Annotated in this window: 7 protein-coding genes; 1 reads left to right on the top strand and 6 read right to left on the bottom strand. The window is 61.0% G+C overall.

The genetic code is table 11. The annotated features are described in order from the left end of the window. The first annotated feature begins 479 nt into the window (after positions 1–479). Positions 480–2420: a M23 family metallopeptidase gene (locus tag HJC04_RS30790; protein ID WP_210632841.1), complete on the top strand. Its 1941-nt coding sequence runs from the start codon at positions 480–482 to the stop codon at positions 2418–2420. 53 nt (positions 2421–2473) lie between these two features. On the opposite strand, the gene clpB is transcribed toward HJC04_RS30790, so the two are convergent. The 6 genes from clpB to HJC04_RS30760 form a co-directional block, all read right to left on the bottom strand. Further along, positions 2474–5074, bottom strand: coding sequence for an ATP-dependent chaperone ClpB (gene clpB, locus HJC04_RS30785; protein ID WP_210632842.1), 2601 nt, complete (start codon positions 5072–5074; stop codon positions 2474–2476). A gap of 251 nt (positions 5075–5325) precedes the next feature. Then, positions 5326–6057 carry a DUF4167 domain-containing protein gene (locus tag HJC04_RS30780; RefSeq protein ID WP_210632843.1) on the bottom strand — a complete coding sequence of 244 codons (732 nt, stop codon included), beginning with the start codon at positions 6055–6057 and terminating at the stop codon, positions 5326–5328. A gap of 342 nt (positions 6058–6399) precedes the next feature. Next, positions 6400–7260 carry a peptide chain release factor N(5)-glutamine methyltransferase gene (gene prmC, locus HJC04_RS30775; RefSeq protein ID WP_221147784.1) on the bottom strand — a complete coding sequence of 287 codons (861 nt, stop codon included), beginning with the start codon at positions 7258–7260 and terminating at the stop codon, positions 6400–6402. Further along, positions 7257–8336 (bottom strand): peptide chain release factor 1, encoded by a 1080-nt coding sequence (gene prfA / locus HJC04_RS30770; RefSeq protein ID WP_210632845.1) that lies wholly within the window; start codon positions 8334–8336, stop codon positions 7257–7259. The genes prmC and prfA overlap by 4 nt, the downstream gene beginning before the upstream one ends. A gap of 28 nt (positions 8337–8364) precedes the next feature. Next, the gene (ptsP, locus tag HJC04_RS30765; RefSeq protein WP_210632846.1) at positions 8365–10632 is read right to left on the bottom strand and encodes a phosphoenolpyruvate--protein phosphotransferase; all 2268 of its coding nucleotides are present in this window, start codon (positions 10630–10632) and stop codon (positions 8365–8367) included. A gap of 89 nt (positions 10633–10721) precedes the next feature. Next, a complete protein-coding gene (locus HJC04_RS30760; protein ID WP_064686444.1) occupies positions 10722–11996 on the bottom strand; it encodes an aspartate kinase in 1275 nt (424 codons plus the stop codon). Positions 11997–12199 lie beyond the last annotated feature (203 nt).

Below are 12199 nucleotides of genomic sequence, written 5' to 3'. Positions count from 1 at the left end.
AACACAAACCAGCAATCGCCAATCCGCTTGAGTTTCTTTAGAACGAAAGACTTCGTCGCCAGCAGCGCCGCCGCCCTCGTTCAGTGAGTGGGCTTATAGAACCTTCCCCTTTTCTAAGTCAACTGCCCTTTTCGAAAAAAATCATTTTTCTTTCAAGTCATTGTTTTTTCAGGCGAAGTTTCTGTTGAGCCTGTCAGTGCGATCATTTCCCGGGTTCTGAGCCGCCTCCACCGAGCCGGAGAAGTAAACATTCGTCGACTTTTCGTGGAAAGAGCGCTCTTTCGTCTCTCGCGCCCCGACATGATCACAATCTGCTGGTCTTTACGGACACATGATTCACACAGGCAAACGCCGGTAGGCTGCCTTTCCAGTGCACGATTTGACTTCAGTGCCCAAAATATGCACATCTTTTGCCCCAGCCAGGATGGCCGAGACATGCTCCCAGAGACGTCAAATGTAAGGACGCGGACCCAACTGCCATGATGACGGAGAAAATGATGATCCGCTCGTTGGGCAACGAGCCTCCGCTTCTGGCCGACGGCAGGCGTGCGCCGGACAAGCGCGAAGTTTCCCTGCGCTGGCTCTCGGGCACGTTCCTCACCGGTATCACGTCGTCTGTTCTGATGGGCGTCGCGCTATTTGCCGCACTTGATGGCCGTCAGCAGCTGGCGATCCCTGCAGAGGCCTATGCGAGTGCTGCCGCAGAGGCCCATGTAGACACGACCGTGGTCCGCGGCGGCCGGCTGATCGCTCCTGCGATCGCCGCGAAACCTTCGGATCGGGCGATCATGGAAGTATCGACCGTCGTCCATGACGGCGAGAAGGAAGTCGTGCGCCGCCAGCCCTTCGCCCATGTGAAGATGACGCTGGCCGCCAACCATGTGACGACAGAGGACTACCCCGATTTCGATCCCCTGGCGATATTTTCCGCCGACGAACCGCAGCCCGCTCCGCAGAGCCGCACCGGCGCACTCTATGGCTCCGACGTTGAATCCGAAGTCAGCCTGAAGACCGTTCCCTTCCCGACCGCCAAGACCGGTATGAAAATGGCCTCTGGCCTGTCGCTCGAGGAGGTAGAGGAAAACGTCCGCTCCAACGGCTCCGTGCTGACCGACGGCAATACGCAGCTCGCGGCCCTCTACTACGTCGATCCACGTCGTTTCTCCAACGAGGAAACCGATGTCGATCTGACCGCGGGCCTGTCCGCCCGCGTGCTCGAGCAGAACATGACGGTCTCTGCGCCGGAATCAATCACGCCGCAGACCGAAGAATTCGCCGACGACGTCCTTCCGGTGCGCGCGGATACACCGATCGCCAAGGCGCTGACGGATTCAGGCTACCCACAGCAATATGCCGATGGCATTGCCAACTATATCTCGCAGCAACTCGGCGCCAGCGATCTCGAAAAGGGTGACGTGCTGCGCATCGGCATCATCCAGAAGGGCGAACAGGCAAAGATCATCCGGGCTAGCGTCTACCGCGGCACGCGCCATCTCGTCACCGTGGCTCTCGACGACAAGGGCAAGTATGTGCCCGGTAGCGAGCCGCCGATGCTGGATGCGATCGCCACGGCCTTCGATGACAATACCTTCGCTCCGCCGCCCGGACAGAACCTGCCGCGCGTCTATGACGGCATCTATCGTGCCGCCCTTTCCTATGGCATGACCAAGGACATGACCGCGCTGATCATCAAGCTGCTCGCAAGCAATGTCGATTTCCAGGCGCAGCTGAGACCGACCGATAAGCTGGAAGCCTTCTTCTCCGTCGCCGACAGCACCGGCCAGGCGACCGAGGATTCCGAACTGCTCTACGTCAACGCCCGTTTCGGCGATACGCAGACGCGCTTCTATCGTTTCCAGGATCCCGACGACGGTACGGTCGATTATTTCGACGAGAACGGCAAGAGCATCCGCCAGTTCCTGCTGCGCAATCCGGTTCCGAACGGCATTTTCAAATCGGGCTTCGGCATGCGCCGCCACCCGATCCTCGGTTTCGCCCGAATGCATACCGGCGTCGATTGGGCGGCACCGCGTGGCACAGCGATCATCGCCGCCGGCAACGGCACGGTCGAAAAAGCCGGCTGGGATTCCGGCGGCTACGGCAACCAGACGATCATCCGCCATGCCAACGGCTATGAATCCTCCTACAATCACCAGAGCGCCATCGCCAAAGGCGTCGTTCCCGGCGCGAAAATACGTCAGGGCCAGGTGATCGGCTGGGTCGGCACGACGGGTGAATCCACTGGCCCGCACCTGCATTACGAGCTGATCGTCAACGGCACCAAGGTAGATCCGCTGCGCATCCGCCTGCCGGGCGGCAAATCGCTGCAGGGCGAGCCGCTGGCGAAATTCGAAGACGAGCGAAAGCGTATCGATACGCTGCTGAACAACCAGACGCCGGATCAGGTGGCGAGCAAGTAATCTCAAGACGAAAATGGCGGCCAAAGCCGCCATTTTATTTCCCTGTAACCAATTTAAGCCGCTTGGCTTACCGTCTGCCGCGTTGTGAACTGCAACCGGTCCGAACCGTTCGTCACCTTGACAGTCGATCCGTCCGGCACCTGACCCGACAGGATCTGCTCGGCCAGCGGGTCCTGCACGAACTTCTGGATCACCCGCTTCAGCGGCCTTGCGCCGTAAATCGGGTCGTAACCCTTGTTCGCCAGCCAGTGCCGGGCTTCCTCGTCGAGATCGATGACGATCTTGCGTTCGGAGAGCAAGGCCACCAGCCGCTTCAACTGAATGTCGACGATCGCACCCATCTCTTCACGCTTCAAACGATGGAAGAGGATGATCTCATCGATGCGGTTCAGGAATTCCGGCCGGAAATGCCCACGCACGACGTCCATCACCTGCTCGCGAACCGTATCGCTATCGTCGCCGTCCCTGAGCTGGGTCAGATATTCGGCCCCGAGGTTCGAGGTCATGATGATCATCGTGTTGCGGAAGTCGACCGTCCGCCCCTGACCGTCCGTCAGCCGCCCATCGTCAAGCACCTGCAGCAGGATGTTGAAGACGTCGGGATGCGCCTTTTCGATCTCGTCGAACAGCACGACCTGATAGGGCCTACGACGCACGGCTTCCGTCAACGCCCCGCCTTCGTCATAGCCGACATAGCCGGGAGGTGCACCGATCAGCCGGGCGACGGAGTGTTTTTCCATATATTCCGACATGTCCATGCGCACCATCGCCGTTTCGTCATCAAAGAGGAAGCGGGCGAGCGCCTTGGTAAGCTCCGTCTTGCCGACGCCGGTCGGGCCGAGGAAGATGAACGAGCCGATCGGCCGGTTCGGATCTTGCAGGCCGGCGCGGGCGCGGCGGACGGCGCGCGACACGGCCTGAACCGCATCGCCCTGGCCGATCACCGATCTCGCCAGCTCGTCTTCCATCCGAAGCAGCTTGTCGCGTTCCCCCTCCAGCATCTTGTCGACCGGAATGCCGGTCCAGCGGGAAACGACATGGGCGATATTGTCGGGGCTGACCACCTCCTGCACCATCGCGCCGCGCTCGCCGTCCTGCTTCTCGGCTTCGACCAGCTGCTTTTCGAGATCGGGAATGACGCCGTAGGTGAGCTCGCCGGCGCGCTGGAATTCACCCTTGCGCTGGGCAATCGCCAGTTCGTTGCGGGCGTCGTCGAGCTGCTTCTTGAGATCGGCGGCAAGGCCGAGCTTCTGCTTTTCCGCCTGCCAGCGGGCCGTCAGCGCATCGGCCTCCTCTTCAAGCGCGGTGAGTTCAGTCTCCAGCCGCTTCAGCCGGTCGGCGGAAGCAACGTCGGTTTCCTTCTTCAGCGCCTCGCGCTCGATCTTCATCTGAATGATCCGGCGGTCGAGTTCATCGAGCTCTTCCGGCTTGGAATCCACCTGCATGCGCAGTCGCGCGGCGGCCTCATCCATCAGATCGATCGCCTTGTCGGGCAGGAAGCGATCCGTGATATAGCGGTTGGACAGCGTCGCGGCCGCAACCAGCGCCGCATCGGCGATGCGAACCTTGTGATGCTGCTCGTATTTTTCCTTGAGTCCGCGCAGGATCGAGATCGTATCTTCGACCGTCGGTTCGTCGACGACAACGGGCTGGAAGCGGCGGGCAAGCGCCGGATCCTTCTCGACATGTTTGCGATATTCGTCGAGCGTGGTTGCGCCGACGCAATGCAGTTCGCCACGGGCAAGGGCAGGCTTTAAAAGATTGGAGGCATCCATCGCTCCGTCCGCCTTGCCGGCGCCGACCAGCGTGTGCATCTCGTCAATGAACAGGATGATCTCGCCGTTTTCCGCCTGGACCTCATTGAGGACCGCTTTCAGCCGCTCTTCGAATTCGCCGCGGTATTTCGCGCCGGCAATCAGGGCGCCCATGTCGAGCGCCATCAGCTTCTTGTCCTTGAGCGATTCCGGCACGTCGCCATTGACAATGCGCAGCGCCAGACCTTCGACGATCGCCGTCTTGCCGACGCCCGGCTCGCCGATCAGCACCGGATTATTCTTGGTGCGGCGCGACAGGACCTGGATGGTGCGGCGGATCTCGTCGTCGCGGCCGATCACCGGATCGAGCTTGCCCTCGCGGGCTTCGCCAGTGAGGTCGCGGGCGAATTTCTTCAGTGAATCGAAGCCCTGCTCGGCACTGGCGGAATCCGCCGTCCGGCCCTTGCGGATATCGTTGATGACCTGGTTTAGGCCTTGGGCTGTCACGCCCGCATTCTTCAGCGTCGAATAGGTCGAAGCCGAGGATTCGATCGCCAGCGCCTGCAGCAGACGTTCGACCGTGACAAAACTATCGCCGGCTTTCTTGGCCACCTCCTCGGCGGTCGAAAGCACCTTGGCGAGCGGCTGCGCCAGATAGATGTTGCCGTTGCCGCCTGATATCTTCGGCAACTTGGCAAGAACCGCGTCATTGGCAAGGCGAGCAGCCTTGGCATCGCCGCCGGCACGCTCGATCAGCGAGGCCGCCATGCCCTGATCGTCATCGAGCAGAACTTTGAGCACATGTTCGGGTGAAAATTGCTGATGACCCTGCGCCAGCGCATAGGTCTGGGCCGACTGGATGAAACCGCGCACCCGCTCGGAATATTTCTCGATATTCATATTCTACCTCCATTGATCGCCCTGCCCTTACGAGGCGCAGACCGATGATTGAGATCGACCCCCTGAAAAGGCAGGCCGCGCTTGGCCCGTCTGGGATTTGGGCGAAGCAGTCGAGGAGAATATGGTACGCTGTTCCGGGAGTTTAAAGACCCCGTAAGACGAAAATCCCCGGCACGAAGGCCGGGGATTTCCAAGGAAATCCGAACAGATGGCAGAGCACCCGGCTCTCTCCGAAGGGAGCGGCCAGATCCTTATTCCGATGCGGCGTCCGCCAGAACCGGCGCCTCGGCGGAAGCCCCCTCGCCTTCGGAGGCTGCATCGCCGTCTGCGCCCCGACGCGGGCGACGGGGACGATTGCCGGGGCTGCGACGACGGGGCTGGCGTTCGCGTGACTGGCCGGCAGAGCCTTCCTCGTCCATGGCGACCTCGGCGGGAATGCCTTCGATCTCCGGCTGCGGGCCGGTTCCGTCGATGATTTCGGGCTGGGGTGCCGGGGCAGGCGCCGCAACGGGTGCCGGCGCTGGCTTTGGCTGTGCCTGCGGTTGATGCTGCCTGCTCTGCGGCGGCTGGACGACGACGACATCGTCGCCATCATTGTCGCTGGTATCGATGTCGTCGCTGTCGCGATCCGCCGCGTCGCGGTCATTGTAGTCGCTGCGATCGTCGCGCTGGAACCGCTCCTGCATCTGCGCCTGAGCGCTGGCGATGATCCGATTGTAATGTTCGGCGTGCTGAAGATAATTCTCGGCTATCACACGGTCGCCGGAGCTCTGGGCATCACGGGCAAGCTGCGCATATTTCTCGGCGATATGCTGTGCAGTACCGCGAATCTTCACATCGGGGCCGGAGCTGTCATAGGTCCGGGTCAGCGGGTTGCCGCCCTTGCGGTTGAAATTGTTGTTATTGTTATTTCCGCCGCCGCCGCCATTGTTATTGTTGTTACCACGCCCTCGACCGCGCTTGTTTTGCTGTCCTGGCCTCATAGATCGTTCACCTGAATTCTCTGTTTGTGATGGATACATGGCACCAACCGCCATGACCGGAAAACCGGGTCAGGACCTTTGTGCCGCGAGCATACTGCGCCTTTGCGCCAACCTGCCGCTTGGTTCTCAAGTCAGTTTGACTGATTCACGCGTTGGGTCGTGTTTAACCGTTGAAACTCTCGTTTAAAAGAGCGGACCCCCGAGGCAAACCAAGTACCGAACGAATCTCGTTCATTCCTATCTGCCCAACACGTGCCCGCAACCTATATTGCTTCCCTCGGAAATCCAAGCCTTTTCTTCGCAATAGCAATAATGTCCGCCCCGGTGCCGCAATTATCGCTTTTACGCGAGCGCGAAAACGAGCGCCCTGTCGTTCTGACCATAATCCTTCACAGATTTGAGGCACCTGAAACCTTTCGCTTCGAAGAGCGCCGTCACATCGTTTCGCTGATCGTAGCCGATTTCCAGTCCGAGAACCCCGTCGGGCCTCATGAACCTTGCCGCATCCTTGGCTATGGCTTTGTAAGCGTCAAGCCCATCCGGGCCGCCATCCAGCGCTGCAACCGGATCAAATTTCGTCACTTCGGGAGCGAGATCGTGAATGACACTGGAGGCAATATAGGGCGGATTTGAGACAATCGCGTGAAATGAGCCCTGGATGTTCTCGAACCATTTCGACTGCACGGCCTGAAAACGATCCTGCAACCCGTTTCTTTCTGCATTTGACTTCGCCGTCCTAAGTGCATCAGCCGATATGTCGCTGCCGATACCTGACGCCTCGGGACATTCGCTCAAGAGCGCGAGGCATATCGCTCCACTCCCGGTTCCGATATCAAGAATATGGAGATGGCGTTGCGGCTTTGCAAGATCCTTCAGATAAGGAAGCACCGTATCGACCAGGATTTCCGTATCCGGACGCGGCTCCAAAGTTTCCGCCGACAAGCCAAGCGGCAGGCCATAAAATTCCCGCGCGCCTAGAATACGATGCACCGGCTCATGGCCGAGCCGGCGTTCCATGGCCCTCGAAATTGTCTCCGCCTGATCGGAAGAAAGCCTCTCAGTCGACCGCGTCAAAAGCTCCGTCGACGACAGTTTCAAAAGGCCAGCGACAAGCAGCCGCGCATCAGTCACCGGATCGACAATGCCCGCCTTTGTGAAACGACGGCGCGCTTCGGCAAGCATATCGGCGACCGTAGCACTCATAGTTGTTCGCCGAGCTGCGCCAGCTGGCTTGCCTGATAATCGGCCATCAGCGCGTCGACGACCTCTTCGATCTCGCCTTCCATCATCCGGTCGAGCTTGTAAAGCGTCAGATTGATGCGATGGTCCGTGACGCGCCCCTGGGGGAAATTGTAGGTACGGATGCGTTCCGATCGATCGCCGGAGCCAACTTGGCTCTTGCGATCGGCCGAGCGCTCGCTATCGGCCCGCTGCCGCTCGGCATCGTAAAGCCTGGAGCGCAAGACCTGCATCGCCTTGGCGCGGTTCTGATGCTGTGATTTTTCCGAGCTGGTGACGACGATGCCGGTCGGCAGATGGGTGATGCGCACCGCCGAATCCGTCGTATTGACGTGTTGGCCGCCTGCGCCCGAAGAGCGCATCGTATCGATGCGGATGTCTTCCGGCCGGATGTCGATATCGATCTCCTCGGCTTCCGGCAGCACCGCCACCGTCGCGGCCGAAGTATGGATGCGCCCGCCTGCTTCGGTCTCCGGTACGCGCTGCACCCGGTGCACGCCGGATTCGAACTTCAACTTGGCGAAGACCCCTCGGCCTGTGATCGTCGCGATGATTTCCTTGTAGCCGCCGGCTTCACCCTCGCTTGCCGAGAGCACCTCTACCTTCCAGCCCTTTTCCGACGCGAAACGCTCGTACATCCGGAAAAGATCACCGGCAAAAAGGGCAGCTTCCGAGCCGCCGGTGCCCGCGCGGATTTCCAGGATCGCGCTTTTTTCGTCGGCTGCGTCCTTCGGCAGAAGCAGGATCTGCATTTCCTGCTCCAGCGCCTCGATCCGCGCTTTCACTTCGGGCAATTCGAGTTCGGCAAGATCGCGCATCTCGCGATCGACCGATTTATCCTCGAGCAGCGTTTCGAGATCGGCAAGCTCGGCGCCAGCCTTCTCATAGGCGCGGATCTTCGTCACGACCGGCTGCAGCTCGGAATATTCGGATGCGAGCTTCACATAGACATCGGCGGCCGGCCCGGCCGACATGCGCGCCTCGATCTCGCCGAAACGGCGTTCAAGCTCGCGCATTTTTTCAACGGGAAGCTTCGCCACCCTGCACTCCGATTCTTCTTGTATTTCTCTAAAGGGGAATATTGTGGCTCTCGGCGAAGCGGGCAAGCACCTCGCGCATCGGCACCGTGCTGCGATGATCGTCCAGCACTTCGTCCATCACCTTTGCCAGGGCCCCGACATCAAGCCCGAGCAGCATCGCCTTCACCGGGCCGATCGAGGCCGGCGACATCGAGATCGACCGAAAGCCGATGCCGAGAAGCGCCATTGCCGAAAGCGGCTTGCCGGCAAGTTCGCCGCAAAGCGTCACCGGCGTCTTGTTCCGATCCGCCCCGCGCACGACATCGCGCAGGATCCGCAAAAACGGCTTGCCGAGTGGGTCGAAGCGATCAGACACCCGCGCATTGCCACGATCGACCGCCATGGCAAACTGGAAAAGGTCGTTGGAACCGACCGACACGAAATCGACCGCCTCCATCAGCTCGTCGAGCTGCCAGAGCAGCGCGGGCACCTCCAGCATCGCTCCGAATTGCAGCTTGCGCGGCAACCCGTGCCCGAAGCGCGACAGATGCTGTACTTCCTTCTGCAGGAGTTCGCGCACCATCTTCAGCTCGGAAACCTCGGTCACCATCGGCACCATCAGCTTCAGCTCGGTGCCGGCCGATGCCTTCAGCATGGCGCGCAGCTGGGTGCGCAACAATCCCGGCCGGTCGAGCGACAGCCGGATGGCGCGCCAGCCGAGTGCGGGATTTTCCTCCTCGTGGCCTCGGAAATAAGGCACCACCTTGTCGCCGCCGATATCGAGCGTGCGGAAGGTGACGACGCGGCCCGCCGCCTGTTTGATCACATTGCGGTAGAACTGCTCCTGCTCTTCCGCCTTCGGCATGGTCGAGGCGATCATGAACTGCAGCTCGGTGCGGAAGAGACCGATGCCCTCCGCACCCGATTCCGAGAGCTGCGGCAAGTCGACCAACAGGCCGGCATTCATCATCAGCGAAATCCGCTGGCCATCCTTGGTGACCGGCTCGATGGCGCGCAGCGCCCGGAACTGCTCCTGCCGCCGCGCCCGAAAACGCACCTTTTCCTCGTAGGAGCGCCGGTGATCGGCCATCGGCCGGAGGTGCACATGCCCTTCGTCGGCGTCGATGATCACGGCATCGCCATTCTCGGCGAGCGCGACAACACCCGCTGCCTGGCCGATGACGGGAATGCCCATGGCGCGGGCGACGATCACCACATGGCTCGTCACCGCCCCTTCTTCCAGCACCAGTCCACGGACATTGGCGCGAGGGTAATCGAGCAGCTCGGCCGCCCCCATGGCGCGCGCCAGGATGACCGCATCATTGGGGAAACCTTCGGCGGTCGTGCGCCCGGTATAACCCGTCAACTGCCTGAGCAGCCGGTTCGCCAGATCTTCGAAATCATGCATGCGTTCGCGCAGATAAGGGTCGGTCAGCCGCATCATTCGCGCCTTGGTGTCGCTCTGCACCTTTTCGACCGCCGCTTCCGCCGTCAGGCCGTTGCGGATCGCTTCCTCGAGCTTGCGCACCCAGCCCTGGTCGTGCGCGAACATGCGATAGGTTTCGAGCACCTCGCGATGCTCGCCTTCCATCGACACGTCGCGGCGAGACAGCATGTCGTCGATCGAGATCCGCAGCGACCCCATGGCCTCCGCCAGCCGGCGGATTTCCTTCTCCGCATCCTCGTTCAGCAGGTTGGTGACGACGATACGCGGCTCGTGCAAGACGACATAGCCGAGGCCGATGCCGTCATTATAGGTGTCGCCGTCAATCGTCACCGAACGCGTCAGGTCGAGTTCAAGGCCCGGTTTGGTGATCTTCTTGAGCTCGCCGGTGGCGATCATCTCGGCAAGCACCATCGCCGTCGTTTCGAGTGCTTCCACTTCCTCGTCGCGATAGTTGCGGCTCGCCTTGTTCTGGACGACGAGAACACCGAGCGAGCGCCCGGTTCTCAGGATCGGCACACCGAGGAAGGAATGGTAGATTTCTTCGCCCGTCTCCGGCAGGTAGCGGAAAGCCGGATGCGACTGCGCGTCGGAAAGGTTCAGCGGCTGCGCCGAGGCCGCGATCGTGCCGACGAGGCCCTGCCCCATCTTCAGCTGCGCCAGGTGCACCGCCTCGCGGTTGAGGCCTTCGGTCGCGTAGAGTTCGAGCACGCCGTCGGCGCGCAGCACATAGACGGAGCAGACTTCCGCCACCATGTTGCTGGCAATCTGGCGGACGATCCGGTCGAGGCGATCCTGCGGCTCCAGCGGCTCTGCCATCAACTCGCGCAGCCGCCTGAGCAGCACGCGCGGACCGCCGGAAAGGTCTCTCATGGCGTCTCAAGCTCCCGAAACAACGCACTCAGTCCCGGCAGGCTGGCCCTCGTCTCCTCAACCTGAAGGGGCAGGCCGCCCACTGGGAATCAATTCTTATCCAGACCGTAGCAGGAATGCAAAGTCCTGACAGCGAGTTCTGCATAGGGACCGTCTATCAGGATGGAAATCTTGATCTCGGAGGTGGTGATCGCCTTAATGTTGATGCCTTTTTCGGCAAGAGCGCGAAACGCGGTGGCAGCGACGCCCGCATGGCTGCGCATGCCGATGCCGATGACCGAGACTTTCACCAGCCCCGATTCGTTCTGCACGACATCGTAGCCGATCTTCTCCTTGTGGTCGCCGAGCACCTTGATCGCCTTCTCGACGTCACCTGACGGCACGGTGAAGGTCATGTCGGTCTTCGATCCGTCCTCGGAAATATTCTGGACGATCATGTCGACATTGATATGAGATTCGGCAAGCGGCCCGAAGATCGCGGCGGAGACGCCCGGCCGGTCGGCAAGACGGCGAAGCGAGATCTGAGCCTCATCCTTGGCATAGGCGATGCCGGTGACTACTTCCTGTTCCACGATTTCATCCTCGTCACAAATCAGCGTTCCGGGCGGGTTCAACAGATCGCCCATGCCCGGAGCATCGGGATCTTCGAAAGACGAGCGCACGAAGGTACGCACCTTGTGCACCATGGCAAGCTCGACCGAACGCACCTGCAGCACCTTGGCGCCGAGCGAGGCCATCTCAAGCATTTCCTCGAAGGCGATCTTCTTTAGCCTGCGCGCCTGCGGCACGATACGCGGATCGGTCGTGTAGACCCCGTCGACATCGGTATAGATATCGCAGCGATCCGCTTTGACAGCCGCGGCAATGGCGACGGCTGACGTGTCCGACCCGCCGCGCCCGAGAGTGGCGAGGCGGTTGTCAGGCCCCAATCCCTGGAAGCCGGCGATGACGGCGACCTGTCCCTCGCCCATCCGCTTGATGATGTCGGAGCCGTCGATTTCCAGAATCCGGGCCGCGCCATGCGCATTATCGGTTCGGATCGGGATCTGCCACCCCTGCCAGGAGCGCGCATTGATATCCATCGCCTGCAATGCGATCGCAAGCAGCCCAGACGTTACCTGCTCGCCGGAAGCGACCACCGCGTCGTATTCGCGCGCATCGTAAAAGGGAGAATTGGCGCCGATCACCTTCGGCATGCCCTGCACCCAGCCGACCAGCTCATTGGTCTTGCCGGACATGGCCGAGACCACCACTGCGACCTCGTGGCCGGCATCGACTTCGCGTTTCACGTGGCGGGCAACGTTCTTGATGCGATCCAGGTCAGCGACGGACGTGCCGCCGAATTTCATTACGATGCGTGCCATATGCCTCTACCACGTCTGGCGCCGGGAAGCGGAAAATCGGACCCGGCATAACGAGACCCAGGGGTGACCGGTTAGCGAGAGAGCCAGATCCCAGATTCTGGAACCGCTCCAAAAGCCAGGCCCCCAGAGGCCTCAAGTTGCGGCGTCTCTTAGCGAGTTTGGCGGGGTGAGGCAAGCGCGCGCGATAAAAGCAATTGCCGTGC

Source organism: Rhizobium sp. NLR8a (assembly GCF_019685235.1).
Lineage (GTDB): Bacteria > Pseudomonadota > Alphaproteobacteria > Rhizobiales > Rhizobiaceae > Rhizobium.
The sequence above is the reverse complement of the archived record's forward strand: the minus strand, read 5'-3'. Positions and strand labels throughout refer to the sequence as shown.